Source organism: Mycobacterium sp. D16R24 (genome assembly GCF_002013385.1).
GTDB lineage: Bacteria > Actinomycetota > Actinomycetes > Mycobacteriales > Mycobacteriaceae > Mycobacterium.
On record NZ_MAEV01000004.1, the window covers coordinates 122,087 to 142,772 of the forward strand.

Consider the following 20,686-nt stretch of genomic DNA (forward strand, 5'->3'; position numbering starts at 1 on the left):
GTTGCGACCTACCGCGCGAAGGCGTGCCCGGCGGTGTTGGTGTCGTGCATCGTGTACGTGGCGCTGACCCTGTTGAGCTTCTCGAGAATGCCGAACGCTGGATTGAGCACCGCGCTGGGGTTGCGGAGCAGGGTCCCGTAGACAATCCTGCGTGCCAATCGTGTGCCGGGCATTCTGTCGCGGATCGCCGCCGCTCGCGCGGTCACCGACATCGCGGCCTGCAGCGCCAAACCGGGGAGTTGTCGGGGGAGCCGTTCATAGCGTGTGCCGCGTACGAATTCGTCCATAGCCCTGGGGCCCCATGAGGACCCAGGCCGGCGCGCCAATGCCCGCCACGAACATCAGGTCGCTGAGCAACGTGGGCAGGCGCGCTATGGGAGCGGGGCAATAACCGCCGAGGGGAGAGCCGAGAGGACCTCGACGAGTTCAACGCGCCAGCGCGAGGCATCGCCGGAGCCCGCCAGCAGGTAGTCGAGATTGCGCATGGCGTCGGTTCCGGTCTTGGGGCACAGCTCCTCGCTAATGCCGAAAAGCAGTGCCCATCGTGTCATGTAATGCCAGGCGTCATCCACCTCTTCGAGGGTGCAGGGCCGGCCGAATCGATGCTCAATGAGCATCTGCCTCAGTGATTCGGCTTCGATGAATCCGCACATCGAAGAGTTGGAGATGGGTACGCCATAGTCGGAGAAGTTCTCTGTTCCCCATGCGGCGCGAAGCCCCTTGCGGGCCAACGAATGTACGAGGCGCAGGCGTAGCGTTATCTGTATCTGAGGCGATCCCGGTCGTATGGCGTCGCGGTCGCGCAGAGCCGCGAAAAAGCGCGTCTCAAGGAGTCGTTGTTGGCCTTGGTCCCGGAACCGGCCGGAGGCACGGGTGGTGCCGACACGTCGGAGTTCATGACGGTGTCGAAGACCCCGAACGAGGTCGTCAGAAGCACAGTGGGTGCGCCCATCTGGTTCAGGCGAACTCTTCCCCGCTCCGCTTTGGCGGGGTCCTGCCATTCTGGAACCCGATACACGTCCTCCAGAAGTGCACGCAGTTCGTCCGGCGGGTCATCCAGGGAATCGATACCTTCGGTGATGGCCTGTTCGAACAATGCGCGGGCCTGTGAGGAGCCCATCCGGTCGAACAAGGTCACCACGGCATCCATCAGCTCGTCGCCCTGCCACATGTGGTCACCGAACAAGCGAGTGAGCGGCGTCGGGGTGACGTCGTCTTCGACCTCGAACCAGGGGTCGAACAAGTAGTGCCGGCAGTGGCGCCGGATCCAGCCGAATTCGTTCTTGCCCTCGGGGATTGGACGTAGATCCATGTCTGGCCGGTGGTAGTAGTCGTGCGGGTGGGGATCACGCGCTGACAAGCGATCGGCGGCGGTGAGCTTGGGCATGACGAGCGCCTCCTGTCCGGCGATGTCGACATCGTTGACAACATCTATTGCCAATATTTAGGGCCTGGTCAGATCCCGCACAAGATGTCGCGTAGGTGGAGGATGATGAGCGCCATGAACGTGGTCGCACGCTTTCTGAAAATCCTGGCCTTCTCACTGCTCTGCGGGATCGTCGGGCCGATATTCATCGTGATGTACTACGTGATCGACGAACCCGCGACGACTTGGATGCTGTACAGCGGCGTTGGGGTCACTATCGGGATCGTGGTGTTGGCATTCGTGTTGACATTGCTATTCGCCAGGACTGATGAGGCGCGCAAGCTGTTGGAGGCCAACGGCATTCTGGCGCTTGCCGACGTGGTGGCGGCCAACGAGACCGGGATGAGCGTCAATGATCAGCCGGTGATCAAGCTGACGCTGCAGATACACGGAGACGGGATCAGTCCGTTCCGTGCGGAGACGAGGACGCGGGTGTCGGTACTGCAGGTGTCGGCTCTCTCGCGCGGCAAGCTCGTCGTGCTCGTCGCGCCAGGCACTGAGCAGTTTCAGATCGACTGGCAGCGTAGTGCTTTGCTCAACGGTCAGGTGCCGGCCAAGTTCACCAGCTCGTTGCAAGGTCGCGAGTATGACCTCACTGGGCAGGCCGGCCCGCTCTTCGAGATCATGAAGGTTCTCAAGGCCAATGGCATAGGCACCGACGGCGTGGTGGATATCCGCTCCAATCCAGTTGTCCGCCAACAGATCGATGCAATCCTGCGCAAGACGGAGGGGGCCGAGCGGGCACCCTCTGCCGCCCCTGCGCCTACGGGCTCGGTGGCCGAGCGACTTGCCGAGCTCGATCGGTTGAAGCTCGCATCACTGGTATCGGAGGCGGAGTACAACACCAAACGTGCGGAGATCCTCGGCGACCTATAGGCCCGCTTCTTTCGTGCCCGCTGAGCGGTCCTCAATCTGGAACACGTTCTAGAACGGCTGCTAGCCTGGTGTCGATTGCAAAGGAGCAGACATGGCGGATCAGCCGGCCCATCAGACCTTGTCCGGAAAAGTGGCCTTCGTAACCGGTGCGGCTCGTGGCCAGGGACGCCAGCATGCGGTGCGGCTGGCGCAGGCCGGCGCGGACATTGTCGCGATCGACGCCTGTGCCGCCGTGTCGGAGTATGCGGGGTATGACGCCGCCACCCCCGAAGACCTCAAGGAGACCGCGCGGCTCGTCGAGGCCGCCGGGCGCAAGATCATCGCCGAGCAGGCAGATGTCCGCAACGGTGCGGCGCTGCAGAGCGTGGTCGAGGAGGCTGTCGCCCAGTTCGGGCACATCGACATCCTGATCGCCAACGCGGGGGTGCTCAGCTGGGGCCGGTTGTGGGAGATGCCCGACCAGCAATGGGAAGACATCATCGATACCAACCTCACCGGTACCTGGAAGACAGTGAAAGCCGTTGTGCCGACGATGATCACGGCCGGCAACGGTGGTTCGATCGTGATCGTGAGCTCGGTATCCGGGCTCAAGGGCACCCCGGGTAACGGCGCCTACGTTGCCTCGAAATTCGGCCTGACCGGACTCACCAAGTCATTGACGATCGAACTCGCCGAATACGGGATCCGGGTCAACTCGATCCATCCGTATGGGGTGACCACCCCGATGATCACCGGCGACGCGATGATGAAGCTGCTGGCCGAGCACCCCAACTACCTACCGAGCATTGCTCCAATGCCGTTGTCACCCACCAAGATGCTCGAGCCGGACGAGATCTCCGATGTGGTGCTGTGGCTGGCGGGCGATGCGTCGGGCACGCTGGCCGGCGCGCAGGTGCCAGTGGACAAGGGGCACCTGACATATTAGCCCGGCATCACGACGACGGGGACCGGGCTGTGCCTGACGATCTTGGTTGCGCGTGAGCCCAGGAAGACGCGGGCGACGGTGCTGTGTGGGCGGCTGCCGAGCACTAGTAGCTCGCCGTCGAGCCATTCGGCGTTGTCCAGCGCGTCATCCCAGCTGTCGCCGGTGACGACCTTCAGCTCCACGTCGGATTCGAGGATCCCCTCGTGGCGCAGCGCGGCCAGAGCGTCCTCGGACTGGGTGACCCAGCTGGCGAGCACCGCGTCTTCGGCCTCGGGGCCAACACCGGCGGTCAGCATCGTGCGGCCGCGCACCGCGAAGGTGACCACGCGCAATGGTGCGTGCAGACGCTCGGTCAGTCGAACCGCTTGTTGCACAACGTCGACCGCATCCTCGGTGCCGGGGTACCCGCAGGTGACCCGGCTGACCGTGCCTGCCTTCGAGCCGCGATAGCCGCGGGGGCTGATGGCCAGCGGGACGGGGGAGGAGTGCAACAGCCGGTCACCGGTGGAGCCCAGAACCACCTGCCCGAGGCTTCCCTCCGAGGCAGAGCCAACGACGAGCACGTCCGCGTCACATGCCTCGACGGCTTCCAGCAGCCCGCCGGACACTGAGCGATGCGCCACGTTGTGGAACGTGACATCTATTCCAGCGCTGATCTTTTCGAGATATGCGGCGGCTTCGGACTTCGAATCTTCGGATAGCTTCTGTGCCCATTGGGCGTACTCGGCGTCGATCTTGGCTTTCGACAGAGTGGTCCAGGGCTTGGGCACCACCGTGGTGACAGTCAGCGAGGTTTCCAGGACGCGGGCAGATTCGACAGCCAGGTGCAGTGCGCCCTTACCGCCCTTGCCTGAGAGATATCCGACGACGACGGTCATATCTGACGCTCTTCCCGCAAGCTGAGGGTACGACCCACTCGTGGGGGCCTCATCGCACCGGCTCCTCAATCAATTCGGCTGGGTCGCTTGGTGAGTTGTTCAGCGCGCTGTGGTGTCGGCCCCACAGCAGGTAGAAGGCCAGCACCACGACAACCCAGGATCCGAACGCGATCCAGGTGATCCAGGGCAGGCTGAACAGAATGTAGCCGCAGGCGATGACGGACAGGACGGGTGTGACCGGGTAGCCGGGAACACGGAAGGCGCGCGGCAGATCGGGTTCCCGCACCCGCAGAATGATGACGCCAATCGAAACCACGATGAACGCCGTGAGTGTGCCGATCGACACCATGTTCGCGAGGCTGTTCAAGGGGACGAAGGCGGCCATGAGGCCCACGACGATCGCGACGATGATCGTGTTGTTCACCGGCGTGAGCGTGCGGGGGTTGACCTGTGCGAAGACCGAGGGCAGCAGGCCGTCGCGGCCGATGGCGAACAGAATGCGGGTCTGACCGTACATCGACACCAGTGTGATCGAGAAGATCGAAATAACCGCGCCCAGCGCGAGGAAGGTACTGGCAGAGGTGCTTCCGGTGACCTTATCCAGAATCAGGGCCAGGCCCGCCGACTGTCCCTCGAACTCCTTCCACGGCTGCGCGCCCAACGCGGCAAGGGCAACCACGAGGTAAAAGGCGGTGACGATCAGGAGTGCGGCGATGAGCGCGCGTGGCATGGTCCGCTGCGGGTCCTTCACTTCCTCGCCCGCGGTGGACACGGTGTCCAAACCGACATAGGTGAAGAAGATCGTCCCCGCCGCGGCGCCGATGCCACTGACGCCGAACGGCGCGAAGTCGGCGAAGTTGCCCGCCTGAAACGCGGTGAACGCGATGATCGCGAACACCGTCAGCACGGCAAGTTTGAGCAGCACCATGACCGTGTTCACCAGTGCCGACTCACTCGTCCCGCGGATGAGAAGGATTGCGCACATGACGATGAGGACCACCGCGGGCAGGTTGAGCCAGGCGTGCGGCATCCCCGGATCGGCGTTATCCCACGGGGCGGCGCTGATCGCGTGGGGCAGATGTGTTCCGAAGATGTTGACCAAAAGCTTGTCGAGATACTGGCTCCAGCCCACCGCTACCGCGGCCGCTGACACGCCGTACTCCAGCAGCAGGCAGGCGGCCACCACCATCGCGGCCAGCTCGCCCAAGGTGGTGTACGCGTAGGAGAACGAGGAGCCCGATACCGGTACCGCGGAGGCCAACTCGGCGTAACAGAGCGCGGCAAGCCCCGCGGCGAGACCGGAGACCAGGAACGAGACCATCACCGCGGGGCCCGCCTTGGGCACGGATTCGGCCAAGATGAAGAAGATGCCGGTGCCCACCGTGGCGCCGACGCCGATCATGGTCAGTTGGAATGTTCCCATCGACTGCCTCAGATGCCCGCCGGCGCCGTGCGCGGTGGGCGCCCCGGACGTGGGACGGCGGCGCAGCAGCTGCTGGGCAAGACTGGGTGACGAGGGTGCCATAGTGCCTCCTGTGACCAGGCGAAATCTATCGGCTATTGGCCAGCGCATCGGCGAACTGGTCTATCGCCCAATCGATTTCGTCCTCGGTGATGACAAGGGGTGGTGCAAACCGGAGAGTCGCGCCATGCGTGTCCTTCACTAAGACGCCACACTCTGCCATGCGCAGACTGATTTGTCTTCCGGTTGCCACATTCGGATCGATGTCGACCCCGGCCCACAGCCCGAGCGAACGCACCTCGGTGACGCCATGGCCGATCAGGGCGTCGAGGCGCCTTCGCAGGTGCCCGCCCAGAACGGCTGCGCGGCGCTGGAACTCACCGCGCTCCAGGATTGCCACGACGGTAGATCCGATGGCCGCGGCCAAGGGATTGCCGCCGAAGGTGGAACCGTGCTCGCCCGGATGCAGCACGCCGAGCACATCGGTATCGGCGACCACGGCCGAGACCGGGACCACGCCGCCGCCGAGTGCCTTGCCCAGCAGGTACACATCCGGGACCACGTTCCAGTGGTCGCATGCAAACATCCTGCCGGTGCGCGCGAGCCCTGCCTGGATCTCGTCGGCGATGAACAGAACATTGTTCTCGGTGCACATTGCGCGGACCGCGGGGAGGTAATCGTCGGGCGGGATGACGATGCCGGCTTCACCCTGAATGGGCTCGAGCAGGACTGCGACGGTGTTGGCGTCGCTTGCCCGTTCCAGGGCGTCGATATCGCCGAACGGGACCACGCGGAAACCGGGAGTGAACGGGCCGAACCCGCCGCGCGCCGTCTCGTCGGAGGAGAAGCTCACGATGCTGATGGTTCGACCGTGGAAATTGTTGTGTGCCACCACGATATTGGCTTGTCCCGCGGGCACTCCCTTGACATCGGTGCCCCACTTGCGTGCGACCTTGATGCCACTCTCCACAGCCTCGGCCCCGGTGTTCATCGGTAGCACCATGCCCTTGCCGCAGAGGCGGGCGAGATCTCGGCAGAACCTGCCGAGACGATCGGAATGAAACGCCCGGCTGACCAGGGTCACCGTGTCGAGCTGTGCGTGCGCGGCCGCGAGGATCTCGGGGTTCCCGTGGCCGAAGTTCACCGCCGAGTAGGCGGCCAGGCAATCCAGATACCGCTTGCCGTCCACATCCTCGATCCAGGCGCCCTCGGCGCGGTGAGCGACGACCGGTAACGGCGCATAGTTGTGCGCGCCGTACTGTTCGGCCAACTCGATGTATTCAGAACTCTTGTAGGAATCGGGTGACATGCCGGGAGCCTGTTCCGTGGTGGTCACGAGTGCAGCTCCAGTGTGCAGCATTTCACCGATCCGCCACCCTTGAGTAGTTCGGAAAGGTCGATGCCGACCGGTTCGAACCCAGCGGCACGGAGCTGTTCGGCGAATCCGGTAGCCGCGGCGGGCAGCATGACGTGGCGACCGTCGGAGACGGCGTTCATTCCGAGGGCGGAGGCATCCTCCGAGCTGGCGATGATCGCATTGGGGTACAGGAACCGCAGCCTGGCTTGTGAGGCCTCACTGAACGCCTGCGGGTAGTACGCCACGGTCTGCGGATCCAGCACGGCCAGCGCCGTATCCAGGTGATAGAAGCGCGGGTCGACGAGCTCCAGTGTGACGACAGGAATCTCGAGCATCCGTGCCACCTCGACGTGCGATCTGACATCGGTGCGAAATCCCGTGCCCGCCAGCATGGTCTCGCCCGCCAGTAGAAAGTCGCCCTGCCCCTCGTTGGTGTAGCGCGAGTGCATGGGGTGCAGTCCACGCACTCGCATCCATTCGGCATGTGGGGCAGATTCACCCACGCGCTCCGCGTGCGTGAATCGCGCGACAACAGCCTTGCCCCGCAACACGATTCCACCGTTAGCCGCGTAGACCATGTCCGGTAGACCGGCCACCGGGGGCAGGATGTCCACCGTATGCCCGAGACGTTCGTAGGTGGCGCGCAACGCATCCCACTGCGCGACCGCGAGCGTCGGGTCGACGGGATTCGATATGTCCATCCAGGGATTGATCGCGTATTCGACGGTGTAATACGTCGGCGGCACCATCACGTAGTGACGTGTCGTCGGTGTTCTGTCTGAATACTGGATAGGGGAGCCGGCCGGGTGTCCACCCTCGTGCACAACGGTCATGTGGTGAGCGTACGAGAGGTATTTACTGCAATCAATCTTCATACGTTGTCTGGTGGAGTGCGATCCATTGCGTCTAGGTGGTCAATTTGGCATTCTGTTGCAGGAATGGCTGGGATCGCCGGAGGAGGATCGCGAATGGCCGAGCTCGATGCCACCGATGAGCGGATCGTGACGCTGTTGATGCGTAATGCTCGAGCGACGTTCGCCGAGATCGGCGAGGAGGTGAACCTGTCGGCACCCGCCGTCAAGCGTCGTGTCGATCGCCTGGTCGCGACGGGGGTGATCAAGGGCTTCACCACCGTGGTGGATCGCGCTGCCGTCGGATGGAACACCGAGGCCTACGTTCAGGTCTACTGCCAGGGCACCATCACCCCGGAAGCCCTGCGGCGGGCGTGGATCGATATTCCCGAGGTGGTGAGCGCCGCGACGGTGACCGGCACCTCCGACGCTATGTTGCGCGTGCTGGCTCGCGATATTCAGCACCTCGAGCGCGCGCTGGAACGGATCCGTGCCAGTGGGGACATCGACCGCACCGAGAGCATTGTGGTGCTCTCCAACCTGGTGGACCGAGCGCAGGTCCAGGGGTAGGAGGCTCGGGCGATAGGCCTGACACCGCGCATGTCCAGTCGTGTATGAAGTAGACCGTGAGTGATGCGACTGGGAGCGACGCAGAGCAGGGTGTCCTGATCATCGGTGGTGGGCTGGGTGCGGTGCGAACCGCCGAGCAGCTGCGCCGCGCGGAGTTCACCGGACCGATCACCATTGTGAGTAGCGAGACTCATCTGCCCTACGATCGTCCGCCGCTGTCCAAGGATGTGCTGCGTGACGCGGAGAAGACCATCGACGCGGTTGTGCTCAAGCCGCGGGAGTTCTATGACGAGAAGCAGATTGAGCTGCGACTCGGTGCAAGGGTAGTGGCATTGGACCCCGCTGCGCGCACGGTCGCTCTGGATGACGGAAGTACGGTGCAGTACGGGGAGGTCATCATCGCGACTGGCCTCGTTCCCCGGCGTATTTCCGCATTCCCCGACCTGGACGGCATCCACGTCCTGCGGACCGCCGACGATAGCTTCGCCTTGCGGGGAGACGCCGCGAATGCGCGGCGCGCGGTGATTGTGGGAGCCGGATTCATCGGCTGCGAGGTCGCATCCACATTGCGGGCCAACGGGGTTGATGTGGTGCTGGTTGAACCGCAACCAGCACCGCTGCTGGCTGCGATCGGTCAGCAGCTCGGTGACCTGGTCGCCCGTCTGCACCGCAACGAGGGTGTCGATGTTCGCGTGGGTGTTGGAGTGGACGCCGTGGAAGGCGAGGGGCGAGTCCGGTCCGTCACGCTGTCGGATGGCACGAGGCTGGACGCCGATCTCGTCGTGCTGGGGATTGGGAGCCGGCCCGCGACGGACTGGCTGGACGGTTCCGGCGTCGAGGTGGACAACGGCGTGGTGTGCGATGCCGTCGGCCGCACCGGCACCCCGCATGTCTGGGCGCTGGGTGATGTTGCCGCATGGGCAGATGCCGCCGGGCTTCCCGGCCGTGTGGAGCACTGGAGCAATGTCGCCGAGCAGGTTCGTGCGCTTGTACCGGCGTTGCTTGGGCAGGAGCCTTCGGCCAGTGCCGCTGCCGTGCCGTACTTTTGGAGTGATCAGTACGACGTGAAGATTCAGTCGCTCGGTCATCTGGGAGGCTCGGATACCGTGCATCTCGTCTCCGATGACGGTCGCAAGTTCCTGGCCTACCTCGAGCGCGATGGCGTGCTGACCGGAGTCGTCGGCTGCGGGATGGCCGGTCCGGTGATGAAGATGCGGGCCAAGATCGCGGCGGGGACGCCCATCGCCGAGGTACTGGAGTAGCGAGATTTAGCGGAGGGCTCGCAACCCCGCCTCGGCGGCGTCGAAGCCCTTGCCGAGTAGCGCGGTAAGCGCCGAAGATTCATCGGCGAGCCATTGTTCGTAGGCGGCGAGTGCCACGCCGAGCAGTGTCCAGCCAACGGTCTGCGGCAAGAGGGCGGTGGGATCGGCGCCGCTGCGCCTGGCCACGAACTGCGCGATGACATCACGCCAGCCGGTGTACATCAGCATCGAATACGCCTGTAGTGCCGGGATCTCCAGAATCAATCTCATCCGCATACGGTGTCGCGGGGCTTCGTCTACCGGAAAGTCGTTGAATGTCAACAGCGCCTGGCGCAGCGCGGTGCTGGTATCCACCGTGTCCGGAGTCTCGTCCAGCAGCGCACGCATCACCTCCAAGTGAGAATCGAAGTCGCCCCACACGATTGCGTTCTTGGAGCTGTAGTACCGAAACACCGTGCGCCGAGCGATGCCGGCGGCCGCGGCGATGTCGTCGACGCTGACGTCGTCGAAACTGCGCTGCGTGAACAGCGCCATGGCAATCGCGGTGATCTCGTCCCGGGTTGTGGAAGGGCGTCGTCCTACGCGCGCCGGCTGCGCATTCATGCCGAGAACTCCGCCATTTCCTGCCACCCTCTTCCCTTTCTGCACTCGATGCCATTATTATCGTGATCGTTGCCACAGTCCAGACTCACAAGGGAGTGAACAGATGGCCGAGCCCACCACTGTCGCCGGACAGACCACCGACACCGAGCTGGTGCAGGAATCGCTGGTCGAAGAGGTATCGATCGACGGGATGTGCGGCGTCTACTGAGACGCCCCGTCTCCATGAGCGCCATGATTGACGAGGCGCCCGCCGGTTTCGACTGGACCCGGCCCTGGCAGTTACACCCTCAGGTGTCGTTGCGCCCGGAGCCGTTCGGGGCGCTCCTCTACCACTTCGGCACCCGCAAGCTGTCCTTCCTGAAGAACCGTACTCTGCTGCAGATCGTGCAATCCCTCACCGACCACAGCAGCGCCGAGAATGCTTGGCGGGCCGCTGGTGTCGAGGAGGGTCAGGTTGCCGCGTACCAGCGTGCCCTGGCCGTATTAGCGGATTCGAAGATGATCGTGACCCGAGAGGACGCCCGATGAGCGCTCCCGCAGTACCCCGCCTCAATGTCGCCGCTGTTGCGGCTCCGAGACTGGTGGATCAGTTCGAACAGGGACTGGATGCCCCCATCTGCCTCACCTGGGAGCTGACCTACGCCTGCAACCTGTCTTGCGTGCATTGCCTGTCATCGTCGGGCAAGCGCGATCCGCGTGAGCTGTCCACCGGGCAGTGCAAGGACATCATCGACGAGCTCGAACGCATGCAGGTGTTTTACGTGAACATCGGCGGCGGCGAACCCACTGTGCGATCGGACTTTTGGGAGCTCGTTGATTACGCGACCGAGCATCACGTGGGAGTCAAGTTCTCGACCAACGGCGTGCGCATCACCGAGGAGGTGGCGGCGCGACTGGCCGCAAGCGACTACGTCGATGTACAGATCTCGCTGGATGGTGCGACGGCGGAGGTCAACGACGCGGTGCGCGGTGCGGGATCGTTCGCCATGGCCGTACGCGCGCTGGAGAACCTCTCCGCCGCCGGATTCAAGGACGCCAAGATCTCGGTGGTGGTTACCCGTCACAATGTGGACCAGCTCGACGAATTCGCGGATCTAGCCGCAAAATACGGTGCCACACTGCGGATTACACGACTACGTCCGTCCGGTCGCGGCGCCGATGTGTGGGACGAGCTCCACCCCACCCCGGCGCAACAGCGCCAGCTCTACGACTGGCTGGTGCTCAATGGTGAGCGGGTACTAACGGGCGATTCCTTCTTCCACTTGTCGGCGTACGGCGACGGGTCCGGGGGTTTGCCGGGCCTGAACATGTGCGGCGCCGGACGGGTGGTGTGCCTGATTGATCCGGTAGGCGACGTCTATGCCTGCCCGTTCGCCATCCATGACCGATTCCGTGCTGGAAATGTGGTGTCCGACGGTGGATTTGATGCGGTGTGGAAGCACGCGCAGCTGTTCAACGAGCTACGTGAGCCACAGTCCGCGGGCGCCTGCGGCAGTTGCGGGCATTACGACAGCTGCCGGGGCGGCTGCATGGCGGCCAAGTTCTTCACCGGGTTGCCAATGGATGGGCCCGACCCGGAATGCGTGCAGGGCTATGGCGAAGCGGCCCTGGCCGCCGATCGCGTGGTGCCCAAACCCAGTGGCGACCATTCGCATTCGAAGGGCAAGCGCGCTCCGTCCGGAGGCCCTGTCGCGCTGACCCTGACGCGTCGGCCACCTTCGCGCGCCTGCGATGAGAACCCCGTTTCCAATTTACGAGCAGGACGGTAGATGGCCCGCAACACATGGTTCGAGACGGTCGCGATCGCCCAGCAGCGGGCCAAGAAGCGACTGCCGAAGTCCGTCTACAGCTCCCTGATCTCGGCCAGTGAAAAAGGGCTGACCGTCAGTGACAATGTCGAGGCGTTCGGAGAGCTCGGATTCGAGCCCCATGTCGTCGGTATTCAGCCAGATCGCGAGCTGTCGACAACCGTTCTAGGGCAAGAGATCTCCCTGCCGGTGATGATCTCGCCCACCGGTGTTCAGGCCGTCGACCCCGACGGTGAGGTGGCGGTGGCGCGTGCCGCCGCCGCGCGTGGCACCGCCATGGGGTTGTCCTCCTTCGCGAGTAAGCCCATCGAGGATGTGGTGGCCGCGAATCCGAAGACGCACTTCCAGATCTACTGGCTAGGCGGGCGTGACGACGTGGCTCAGCGCATTCAGCGGGCGAAAGATGCTGGTGCAGTGGGCCTTATCGCCACCCTCGACTGGAGCTTCTCGCACGGTCGTGACTGGGGCAGCCCGTCCATACCCGAGAAGATGAACCTGCGGTCGATGATCCGGCTAGCGCCGGAAGTGGTCACCAAACCCGGGTGGCTGTGGTCGTTCGGGAAGAAGATGAACATTCCGGATCTGCGGGTGCCCAACCAGGCGGCCCGGGGCGAGGCTGGACCGCCGTTCTTCGATGCCTACGGGCAGTGGATGGGTACTCCGGCGCCGACATGGGACGATGTTCAATGGATGCGCGAGCAATGGGACGGTCCGTTCATGCTCAAGGGCGTCATGCGCATCGATGACGCTAAAAGGGCTGTGGATTGCGGAGTTTCGGCGATTTCGGTGTCGAATCACGGCGGCAATAATCTCGACGGAACGCCCGCCTCGATCCGCGCGTTGCCGGGCATCGCCGAGGCCGTCGGTGGTGATGTCGAGGTGCTGCTGGATGGCGGCATTCGACGGGGTAGCGATGTCGTCAAGGCGTTGGCCCTTGGTGCGCGTGCGGTGATGATCGGCCGGGCGTATCTGTGGGGTCTGGCGGCTTCGGGTCAGGCCGGGGTCGAGAACGTTCTGGACATCATGCGCGGCGGCATCGACTCGGCGCTGATGGGGCTTGGTAAGAAGTCTGTACACGAGCTATCCCCAGATGATCTTCTCATCCCTGAGGGATTTGCCCGGGGTCTCGGACGGCACTAGTTCAGCGCATCGCGAATTGAACACGGCGTCGGCAGAGTCGATGGGGCGGCAGGGACTGGCGTGACAATCGGTGCGAAATAGCCCTCAGTACCTAAGCCGACGGCCAGCAAGGATGTAAAGACCTCACTCGGGTGCGCCAACTTTGGATGCATTTGAAGTAAATTCGGCCTACCATCGGCGGGTGGCTGTTCCGAGTGTCTTGAGCACCGCCATCTCTCCGGAGCTCGCAGACGAGGCCATCACGCTGTTCACTCCGCTCGGTTCCACCGAACAACACGGGCCGCACTTGCCGTTGGATACCGATACCCGGATTGCCAGTGCTGTGGCTACCGCCGCGGCCGAGGAACTGGCGTCCGACGCGGGCGCGGGCCGGTCCGCTCTCGCCCCTGCCATCGCGTACGGATCCAGCGGAGAACATCAATCCTTCGCTGGAACCATCTCGATCGGCACCGCCGCGCTGACCCAGGTCCTCGTGGAGTACGGCAGGTCGGCCGCCCAGTGGTGCCGACGCATCGTCTTCGTCAATGGTCACGGTGGCAACATTGAGGCGACGGTTTCCGCGGTGCGGCTCCTGCGCTCGGAGGGCCGCGATATCGCGTGGTGGGCGTGCGCGGTCGAAGGCGGTGACGCTCACGCCGGACATGCGGAAACATCTCTGCTGCTGCATATTTCACCAGATGTCGTGCGCTGGGACGAAGTACTTGCTGGAAACTCGGCGCCACTGCATGAGCTGATGGCAACCATGCGTGCGGGTGGAGTGGCGGCGGTGAGCGCGATCGGTGTGCTCGGAGATCCGACGACGGCCAGCAGCCAGGAGGGCGCGCGGATGCTCGCGGCGATGACCCGACGCTGCGCCGACGCGGTGCGCCGCTGGCTACCCGATGCCGACGGGCGGCTGGTATGACCACGAGCGACGACGCAGCGCAGGGCGCGGCCGCACCACACGGACGGCTACCCGACGGATTCGCGGTTCAGGTGGATCGACGAGTTCGCGTTCTCGACGAGGGTTCGGCGCTGCTGGGCGGCTCGCCCACTCGGCTCCTGCGATTGGCGCCTGCCGCGCGGACGCTGCTTTCCGGTGGACGGCTTGAGGTACGCGATGCGACGAGCGCTCAGCTTGCCCGGACGCTGCTGGATGCGACCGTTGCCCATCCTCGCCCCACAGGTGGGCCAGGCTATCGAGACGTGACTGTCGTTATTCCATGTCTTAACAACGGGTTTGGGTTGCGTCGACTGCTGCGGGCCCTGCGTGGAATGCGCGTGATCGTCATCGATGACGGCTCCACCATTCCGATCGTGGAGTGCGAGCTGGAGGGCATGCACTGTGACGTGCGGGTGGTGCGCCACGCCGACAGTCTGGGTCCGGCGGCGGCCCGCAACACGGGACTGAAGTTGGCGACCACGGATTTCGTCGCCTTCCTCGATTCGGATGTGGTGCCCAGGCGCGGCTGGTTGGAGGGATTGCTGGGGCACTTCAGCGATCCGGCGGTGGCCCTGGTCGCTCCGAGGATTGTCGGATTGGTTTTGAGCGACAACGCGATTGCCCGGTATGAGGCAGTCAGGTCCTCGTTGGATCTCGGCCTGCGTGAGGCGCCGGTCGTACCGTACGGCCCGGTGTCGTACGTCCCCAGTGCGGCCATCGTGGTGCGGCGGGCTGCGATCGACGAGATCGGCGGGTTCGACGAGTCGCTGCAGTGTGGTGAGGACGTGGATCTGTGCTGGCGGCTGATCGAGGCGGGATCGCGGCTGAGGTATGAACCCGTGTCCCACGTGGCCCATGACCATCGACTTACCCTTCGAGAATGGTTCGCACGCAAGATATTCTATGGAAAGAGCGCGGCACCGTTGTCGACGCGCCATCCCGATAAAGTCGCGCCGATGGTCATCTCGAGGTGGACGCTGCTGGTGTGGATTCTCGTGGCGGTGGGCTCAGGGATGGGCTATCTGGCCGCTGCGGGCATGGCTGCGCTCGCGGCGGGGCGCGTGGCGCGGACCCTCCGGGGAGTAGATACCCCGCCACGGGATGTCGTCAGGGTCGCTGCCCAGGGTGTGGGCGGTGCGGCGCTGCAGATCGCGTCGGCGCTGTGCCGTCATTACTGGCCGTTGGCGTTGGTGGCCGCCGCGCTGTCGCGGCGCAGCCGCCAGGTGCTCGTGGTGGCAGCCATTGTCGACGGCGTGGTGGATTGGATGAAGCGCAACGACAATTCGGCCTCGCCCGATGATCGGATCGGTGTGCTCGAGTACGTGCTGCTGAAGCGTCTCGACGACATCGCCTATGGGATTGGCCTGTGGTCCGGAATCGTGCAGGAGCGCGATCTCGGTGCGCTCCGACCGGAACTACGGCCCTGAGCAGGCCGATCCACGCGGATGCGCTCATCGTGGGCGCAGGCAGTGCGGGATCGATTCTGGCCGGGCGCCTTTCCGAGGATCCGTCGTTCCGGGTGGTGCTGGTGGAGGCGGGCCCAGCGTCCTCCGCGGACGAGGATGGCGTACGCGACGGGTACCGCCTCCCCATTGGTCCCGACAGTCAGATAGCCGCCTACTACTGGGCGACGCTGACATCCACGGGTGACCAGGCCGAGCTGGTGCGGGGATCGGTGGTGGGTGGCTCCGGCGCGATCAACGGCGGCTATTTCGTGCGTGGCCGACCGGCGGATTTTGACGGATGGTCGGTGCCGGGATGGGCCTGGGCGGATGTTCGCGATCACTTCCGGGCGATGGAGACCGACCGCGACTTTCGGGACCATCCGTTACATGGGTCGTCGGGACCCATACCGATCGGGCGAAAGCACGAACAAAGCAGTGCTGGAAGGGAATTGACGGAGCTCGCGGTAAAGGGCGGGTATCCGGTAGTGGCGGACCTGAATGGCAACGCCGGCGTCGGGGTGGGGCTGGTGCCGCTCAACATCGATAGCGGGATGCGGGTTGGGCCCGCGCGCGCGTATCTGGAGGGAGCGGGCTGGCGGCCTAATCTCGCGGTGTACTCCGGCACCCGCGCGCTGCGGGTGCTCTGCGGCGCCGGGCGTGCCACTGGGGTGCAGGTGGCTGTCGGGAATTCGGTGCGGACGCTGACTGCCGATCGAATCATCTTGAGTGCGGGGGCTATTGAGACTGCGAAGCTGCTACTGCTGTCCGGGATCGGGCCCGCGGATGACTTGCGTGCGGTGGGGGTTCAGCCCGTCGTCGACCTGCCCGGTGTCGGTACGCGGGTGATGGACCACGCGGAATGGGTGCTGGACACGGGTGACGAGGGGCAGCAAGGCTATCCCGTTCTGGACACCGTGTTGCACACCGATCGCCAGATAGGCATCGAAATACGGCCGTATACAACTGGATTCGCAGCCATGGCAGGTGTGACGCTGATCGGCGCGGATACCCGGCAGATCGGTGTCGCGTTGATGACGCCGAGGTGTCGCGGCCGACTTGAGCTGCGTTCGACCGATCCCGCGGCCCCGGTGTACATCGACTTGAGGTATGACAGCGAGCCCGTAGACATGGATCGATTGCGCGACGGAGTGCGTCTAGTGTCCGAGCTGTACGGACGGCGGTTCGGTGGCCCGCGGTGGTCCACTTCGCAGCATCTGTGTGCGACCGCCCCGATGGGCAATGACGCGGACAAGCATGCGGTCGTCGACAAGTACTGTCGCGTCAGGGGAATCGATGGGCTGTTCGTCATCGACGGGTCGATCATGCCGACTATTCCGAGCCGAGGGCCAGCGGCCACGATCGCGATGATCGGGCATCGCGCGGCCCAGTTTGTTGCGTGGTCGTAACGGGAGCGCGAATCTTGGCGTCCACCGCACGCGCGCAGGCCATCGGTCGCACAATTGGACGATGTCAACTCCCGATGACGCGGTTAGTTCACGTGCGGAGGCGCCGCTTGATCATGCCGGCGTCCAATCACACCTCGAAGGTGCCGACTACCTCGCCCGGCGGCAGCTGAGATCGGGCACCGCGGGCTGGGTACTGCTGGCCGGGCTCGGCGTGAGCTATGTGATTTCCGGAGACTACGCGGGCTGGAACACCGGCCTGAGCAAGGGCGGTTTCGGCGGGATGGCCATCGCGGCCGTCGTCATCGCCGCGATGTATCTGTCGATGGTGCTTAGCATGGCGGAGATGTCGTCGGCATTACCCACCGCGGGCGGCGGGTACACCTTCGCCCGGCGCGCGATGGGTCCCTGGGGTGGATTCGCCACTGGGACAGCGATTCTCATTGAGTACGCGATCGCGCCGGCGGCCATCGCCACCTTCATCGGGAGTTACGTCGAATCACTGCACCTGTTCGGTCTCAAGGACGGGTGGTGGATCTATCTGGCGGTGTACGCGATATTCATTGGCATCCACCTCAGCGGTGCGGGTGAGGCGCTCAGGACGATGTTCATCATCACCGGGATCGCGCTCGTCGGCCTCGTCACCTTCGCCATCGGAGCTGTCGGCCGATTCGACGCAAATAACCTCACGAACATTCCCGTCGATGAAACAGCCACGGGTGCATCGGCATTCCTGCCCTACGGATATTTGGGAATCTGGGCGGCAGTGCCGTTCGCGATCTGGTTGTTCCTGGCGATCGAGGGCGTACCGCTGGCCGCCGAAGAAGCCCGCGATCCCGCCAAGAACATCCCGCGCGGCATTGTGATGGCCATGCTGGTGCTCGTCATCACCGGTACTGCCGTGCTGATCTTGGTGCCCGGCGCGGGCGGTGCGGAAGCGATGGGGCAGTCCGGGAATCCTTTGGTCGAGGCGCTCGGAACCACCACGGTGGCCAAGGCGGTCAATTACATCGGGCTGGCCGGACTCATCGCCAGCTTCTTCTCCATTGTCTACGCCTACAGTCGCCAAACCTTTGCGTTGTCCCGGGCAGGCTACCTACCTACCGGTTTGTCGGTCACCAACAGCCGGAAGGCTCCCGTAATGGCGCTGATAGTGCCGGGAATCATCGGATTCCTGTTGTCGCTCAGCGGTAAAGGCGCGATGTTGCTCAACATGGCGGTATTCGGGGCGGCGCTGAGCTATGTGCTGATGATGGTGAGCCATATTGTGCTGCGTATTCGCGAGCCGGACATGCAGCGGCCATACCGCACCCCCGGTGGCATCGTCACCAGCGGGTTCGCGCTCGTGATCGCCTGTGCTGCGGTGGTGGCGACCTTCATCGTCGATACCACGGCAGCTTTTGCCACGTTCGGCGTATTCATCCTGTTTATGGCGTATTTTGGGTTCTATAGCCGTCACCGTTTGGTGGCGAACTCCCCGGATGAGGAGTTCGCGGCGCTTGCAGAAGCCGAGAACGAACTGAAATAGGCATATTATGAGTACCTTTCGCCACATCGTGGGGCCGGTTACGTACCAGTTCGGGTCGCTCGCCGAAGTTCTGGCGAAGGCCTCGCCGCCTCGGTCCGGTGACGAGCTCGCGGGCTGTGCGGCGCAGTCGGACGCCGAGCGGGCCGCCGCGCGCTGGGTGCTCGCCGAGGTACCGCTCACGGACTTCCTGTCCGAGGAGATTGTTCCGTACGACACAGACGAGGTCACCCGGCTGATCATCGATAGCCACGAGGCGGAGGCCTTCGCGGTGATCTCGCATCTCACCGTCGGCGACTTCCGCGACTGGCTATTGGAGACCATCACTAAACCCCATGGGGCGCAGTCGCTCAAGGATATTTCGCTCGGATTGACTCCGGAGATGGTGGCGGCTGTCAGCAAGCTGATGCGCAATCAGGACCTCATTGCCGTCGGTGCCGCCGTGCGCAACCATAGTGCTTTTCGTACGACCATCGGACTGCCGGGCACGTTGGCGACCCGATTACAGCCCAACCATCCCACCGACGACGCGCGCGGTATCGCCGCTGCTACCCTCGACGGTCTGCTACTGGGTTGCGGCGACGCCGTCATCGGCATCAACCCGGCGACCGATTCCCCGCATGCCGCGGCCGACCTGCTGCGCCTCATCGACGACATTCGATTGAGATTCGACATCCCCACACAGTCGTGCGTGCTCGCGCACGTCACCACCACCATGGAGCTCATCGAGCGAAATCTACCGGTGGACTTGGTTTTTCAGTCGATCGCCGGTACCGAAGGTGCCAACGAGAGCTTTGGGGTCAACCTGGCGCTGCTGCGTGAGGCGAATGAGGCCGGGCGTTCGCTGGCGCGAGGCACCGTGGGTAACAACGTCATGTACCTGGAGACGGGCCAGGGATCGGCGCTCTCGGCCGGGGCGCATCTCGGGGTGGGTGGCGTTGCGGTAGATCAGCAGACGCTAGAGGCCCGGGCCTATGCGGTCGCGCGGGAGGTGGAGCCACTCCTGGTCAATACCGTCGTGGGATTCATTGGACCGGAATACCTTTACGACGGGAAGCAGATCATCAGAGCTGGCCTGGAAGATCACTTCTGCGGCAAGCTTCTGGGGCTCCCGATGGGGGTGGATGTCTGCTACACCAATCATGCCGAGGCCGATTCGGATGACATGGACGTCTTGCTCACCGTGCTTACGGCCGCGGGGGTTGCGTTTGTCATCGCAGTACCCGGGGCCGATGACGTCATGCTCGGATACCAGAGCCTGTCCTTCCATGATGCGCTGTTCGCGCGCCGCACCTTCGGTTTGCGGCCGGCCCCGGAGTTCAACGACTGGCTTGAGCGCATGGGCATGCTGGAGCGTGATGGGGGGCTGCGTGAAATCGCGGTCAACGATTCGCCGTTGCGGGCGCTGTTATGAGTGATATCGCGAACAACGGAGCGGCGGAAGATATCTGGGATACGTTACGCCGCTCCACGCAGTCACGAATCGGGTTGGGGCGCAGCGGGGATGCGTTGCCCACCAGTCGAGTGCTGGAGTTCGGGACCGCACACGCTGCCGCTCGTGACGCGGTGCATACGCCCCTGGACGCACGCGCCCTGGCCGGCCGTATCGACGGTCTCGGATTGGGTACGCCGCTGCTGGTGACCAGCCGGGCGGGCGATCGATCCGAGTATTTGCGCCGCCCAGACCTGGGTCGGGCCCCCGCCGATGGCGCGCTGGATGTGTTGTCGGATTCCGCCGCTGATATCGGCATCGTGCTGGCTGACGGTTTGTCTCCGCGCGCCCTCGATGACCACGGGGTTCCGCTGTTACAGGCGCTGCACCAGCGACTTCGCGGATATTCGATCGCACCGCTCGTCATCGCGACACAGGCGCGGGTGGCCCTGGGTGACCACATTGGCGTCGCACTTGGCGTCGACACTGTCCTGGTACTCATCGGGGAACGTCCCGGCCTGTCCGTCGCCGACAGCGTCGGGATATACCTCACGCACAATCCCGTTGTCGGATGCAGTGATGCACAACGTAATTGCGTGTCCAACATTCATCCTCCGGAAGGGTTGGGCTACCAGCAGGCGGCACAGGTCGTAGCCGCCCTGGTGGCGGGCGCACATGAGCTCGGCCGGTCAGGCGTCGCCCTCAAGGACATGACGGGCGCGGGTAGTCAGATCGAGGGATCCGGGCCCGCTCTCACCACGTAGCGGGATGGCCCTCCGGGACCAACCGGGTGGTTGGTTA

General features: G+C 64.2%; 19 protein-coding genes and 1 pseudogene. 14 read left to right on the forward strand and 6 right to left on the reverse strand.

The window, feature by feature from the left end:
* Positions 1 to 8: 8 nt before the first annotated feature.
* Positions 9 to 1,387, reverse strand: a pseudogene (locus B4383_RS27365) (oxygenase MpaB family protein).
* 114 nt (positions 1,388 to 1,501) lie between these two features.
* Here B4383_RS27365 and B4383_RS03005 point away from each other — a divergent pair.
* Together B4383_RS03005 and B4383_RS03010 are read left to right on the forward strand one after the other, a co-directional pair.
* Positions 1,502 to 2,302 (forward strand): hypothetical protein, encoded by an 801-nt coding sequence (locus B4383_RS03005; RefSeq protein WP_139360517.1) that lies wholly within the window; start codon positions 1,502 to 1,504, stop codon positions 2,300 to 2,302.
* 91 nt (positions 2,303 to 2,393) lie between these two features.
* Entirely contained in the window at positions 2,394 to 3,227 is an 834-nt protein-coding gene (locus B4383_RS03010; RefSeq protein WP_078288417.1) for a mycofactocin-coupled SDR family oxidoreductase, read from the forward strand.
* Here the strand turns inward: B4383_RS03010 and B4383_RS03015 are convergent.
* Genes B4383_RS03015 through ddaH form a run of 4 tightly spaced genes read right to left on the reverse strand, consistent with a single transcriptional unit; the run spans position 3,224 to position 7,757 of the window.
* The gene (locus tag B4383_RS03015; protein WP_078288414.1) at positions 3,224 to 4,105 is read right to left on the reverse strand and encodes a universal stress protein; all 882 of its coding nucleotides are present in this window, start codon (positions 4,103 to 4,105) and stop codon (positions 3,224 to 3,226) included. The genes B4383_RS03010 and B4383_RS03015 overlap by 4 nt on opposite strands.
* A gap of 49 nt (positions 4,106 to 4,154) precedes the next feature.
* The gene (locus B4383_RS03020) at positions 4,155 to 5,630 is read right to left on the reverse strand and encodes an amino acid permease (protein WP_078288413.1); all 1,476 of its coding nucleotides are present in this window, start codon (positions 5,628 to 5,630) and stop codon (positions 4,155 to 4,157) included.
* Positions 5,631 to 5,655: 25 nt separating this feature from the next.
* A complete protein-coding gene (gene rocD / locus B4383_RS03025) occupies positions 5,656 to 6,876 on the reverse strand; it encodes an ornithine--oxo-acid transaminase (protein WP_078288750.1) in 1,221 nt (406 codons plus the stop codon).
* Between the two features lie 23 nt (positions 6,877 to 6,899).
* The gene (gene ddaH, locus B4383_RS03030) at positions 6,900 to 7,757 is read right to left on the reverse strand and encodes a dimethylargininase (protein ID WP_078288412.1); all 858 of its coding nucleotides are present in this window, start codon (positions 7,755 to 7,757) and stop codon (positions 6,900 to 6,902) included.
* Positions 7,758 to 7,892: 135 nt separating this feature from the next.
* Between ddaH and B4383_RS03035 the strand changes: the two genes are divergently transcribed.
* Positions 7,893 to 8,345, forward strand: a complete 453-nt coding sequence (locus B4383_RS03035) for an Lrp/AsnC family transcriptional regulator (protein ID WP_030096676.1) — start codon at positions 7,893 to 7,895, stop codon at positions 8,343 to 8,345.
* A 56-nt stretch (positions 8,346 to 8,401) separates the two neighbouring features.
* Complete coding sequence (locus B4383_RS03040; RefSeq protein ID WP_078288411.1) at positions 8,402 to 9,607, forward strand: FAD-dependent oxidoreductase; 1,206 nt, start codon at positions 8,402 to 8,404, stop codon at positions 9,605 to 9,607.
* Between the two features lie 6 nt (positions 9,608 to 9,613).
* Here B4383_RS03040 and mftR read toward each other — a convergent pair whose 3' ends face one another.
* A complete protein-coding gene (gene mftR, locus B4383_RS03045; protein ID WP_078288410.1) occupies positions 9,614 to 10,210 on the reverse strand; it encodes a mycofactocin system transcriptional regulator in 597 nt (198 codons plus the stop codon).
* Positions 10,211 to 10,313: 103 nt separating this feature from the next.
* On the opposite strand from mftR, the gene mftA reads away from it, so the two are divergent.
* The 10 genes from mftA to eutC all read left to right on the forward strand — a co-directional run bounded on the left by mftA (position 10,314) and on the right by eutC (position 20,649).
* Complete coding sequence (mftA, locus tag B4383_RS03050; RefSeq protein ID WP_030096679.1) at positions 10,314 to 10,418, forward strand: mycofactocin precursor MftA; 105 nt, start codon at positions 10,314 to 10,316, stop codon at positions 10,416 to 10,418.
* Positions 10,419 to 10,432: 14 nt separating this feature from the next.
* The gene (mftB, locus tag B4383_RS03055) at positions 10,433 to 10,738 is read left to right on the forward strand and encodes a mycofactocin biosynthesis chaperone MftB (protein WP_078288409.1); all 306 of its coding nucleotides are present in this window, start codon (positions 10,433 to 10,435) and stop codon (positions 10,736 to 10,738) included.
* Positions 10,735 to 11,979, forward strand: coding sequence for a mycofactocin radical SAM maturase (gene mftC, locus B4383_RS03060; RefSeq protein ID WP_078288408.1), 1,245 nt, complete (start codon positions 10,735 to 10,737; stop codon positions 11,977 to 11,979). The genes mftB and mftC overlap by 4 nt, the downstream gene beginning before the upstream one ends.
* Positions 11,980 to 13,158 (forward strand): pre-mycofactocin synthase MftD, encoded by a 1,179-nt coding sequence (gene mftD / locus B4383_RS03065; RefSeq protein ID WP_078288407.1) that lies wholly within the window; start codon positions 11,980 to 11,982, stop codon positions 13,156 to 13,158.
* 142 nt (positions 13,159 to 13,300) lie between these two features.
* A complete protein-coding gene (gene mftE, locus B4383_RS03070; RefSeq protein WP_078288406.1) occupies positions 13,301 to 14,062 on the forward strand; it encodes a mycofactocin biosynthesis peptidyl-dipeptidase MftE in 762 nt (253 codons plus the stop codon).
* Positions 14,059 to 15,507, forward strand: a complete 1,449-nt coding sequence (gene mftF, locus B4383_RS03075) for a mycofactocin biosynthesis glycosyltransferase MftF (RefSeq protein ID WP_078288405.1) — start codon at positions 14,059 to 14,061, stop codon at positions 15,505 to 15,507. Before mftE ends, mftF begins: the two co-directional genes overlap by 4 nt.
* Before the next feature lie 26 nt (positions 15,508 to 15,533).
* Entirely contained in the window at positions 15,534 to 16,931 is a 1,398-nt protein-coding gene (gene mftG / locus B4383_RS03080; protein ID WP_286143961.1) for a mycofactocin system GMC family oxidoreductase MftG, read from the forward strand.
* Between the two features lie 61 nt (positions 16,932 to 16,992).
* A complete protein-coding gene (gene eat, locus B4383_RS03085) occupies positions 16,993 to 18,456 on the forward strand; it encodes an ethanolamine permease (protein ID WP_078288403.1) in 1,464 nt (487 codons plus the stop codon).
* A 7-nt stretch (positions 18,457 to 18,463) separates the two neighbouring features.
* Entirely contained in the window at positions 18,464 to 19,867 is a 1,404-nt protein-coding gene (locus B4383_RS03090) for an ethanolamine ammonia-lyase subunit EutB (protein WP_078288402.1), read from the forward strand.
* Entirely contained in the window at positions 19,864 to 20,649 is a 786-nt protein-coding gene (gene eutC / locus B4383_RS03095) for an ethanolamine ammonia-lyase subunit EutC (protein ID WP_078288401.1), read from the forward strand. The genes B4383_RS03090 and eutC overlap by 4 nt, the downstream gene beginning before the upstream one ends.
* Positions 20,650 to 20,686 lie beyond the last annotated feature (37 nt).

What these genes read in the sequence shown, in the direction of transcription:
- B4383_RS03005 (WP_139360517.1), top strand. Translation starts at nt 1,502, where the DNA reads ATGAACGTGGTCGCACGCTTTCTGAAAATCCTGGCCTTCTCACTGCTC.
- B4383_RS03010 (WP_078288417.1), top strand. Translation starts at nt 2,394, where the DNA reads ATGGCGGATCAGCCGGCCCATCAGACCTTGTCCGGAAAAGTGGCCTTC.
- B4383_RS03015 (WP_078288414.1), bottom strand. Translation starts at nt 4,105, where the DNA reads ATGACCGTCGTCGTCGGATATCTCTCAGGCAAGGGCGGTAAGGGCGCA.
- B4383_RS03020 (WP_078288413.1), bottom strand. Translation starts at nt 5,630, where the DNA reads ATGGCACCCTCGTCACCCAGTCTTGCCCAGCAGCTGCTGCGCCGCCGT.
- rocD (WP_078288750.1), bottom strand. Translation starts at nt 6,876, where the DNA reads ATGTCACCCGATTCCTACAAGAGTTCTGAATACATCGAGTTGGCCGAA.
- ddaH (WP_078288412.1), bottom strand. Translation starts at nt 7,757, where the DNA reads ATGACCGTTGTGCACGAGGGTGGACACCCGGCCGGCTCCCCTATCCAG.
- B4383_RS03035 (WP_030096676.1), top strand. Translation starts at nt 7,893, where the DNA reads ATGGCCGAGCTCGATGCCACCGATGAGCGGATCGTGACGCTGTTGATG.
- mftR (WP_078288410.1), bottom strand. Translation starts at nt 10,210, where the DNA reads ATGAATGCGCAGCCGGCGCGCGTAGGACGACGCCCTTCCACAACCCGG.
- mftA (WP_030096679.1), top strand. Translation starts at nt 10,314, where the DNA reads ATGGCCGAGCCCACCACTGTCGCCGGACAGACCACCGACACCGAGCTG.
- mftB (WP_078288409.1), top strand. Translation starts at nt 10,433, where the DNA reads ATGAGCGCCATGATTGACGAGGCGCCCGCCGGTTTCGACTGGACCCGG.
- mftC (WP_078288408.1), top strand. Translation starts at nt 10,735, where the DNA reads ATGAGCGCTCCCGCAGTACCCCGCCTCAATGTCGCCGCTGTTGCGGCT.
- mftD (WP_078288407.1), top strand. Translation starts at nt 11,980, where the DNA reads ATGGCCCGCAACACATGGTTCGAGACGGTCGCGATCGCCCAGCAGCGG.
- mftF (WP_078288405.1), top strand. Translation starts at nt 14,059, where the DNA reads ATGACCACGAGCGACGACGCAGCGCAGGGCGCGGCCGCACCACACGGA.
- eat (WP_078288403.1), top strand. Translation starts at nt 16,993, where the DNA reads ATGTCAACTCCCGATGACGCGGTTAGTTCACGTGCGGAGGCGCCGCTT.
- B4383_RS03090 (WP_078288402.1), top strand. Translation starts at nt 18,464, where the DNA reads ATGAGTACCTTTCGCCACATCGTGGGGCCGGTTACGTACCAGTTCGGG.
- eutC (WP_078288401.1), top strand. Translation starts at nt 19,864, where the DNA reads ATGAGTGATATCGCGAACAACGGAGCGGCGGAAGATATCTGGGATACG.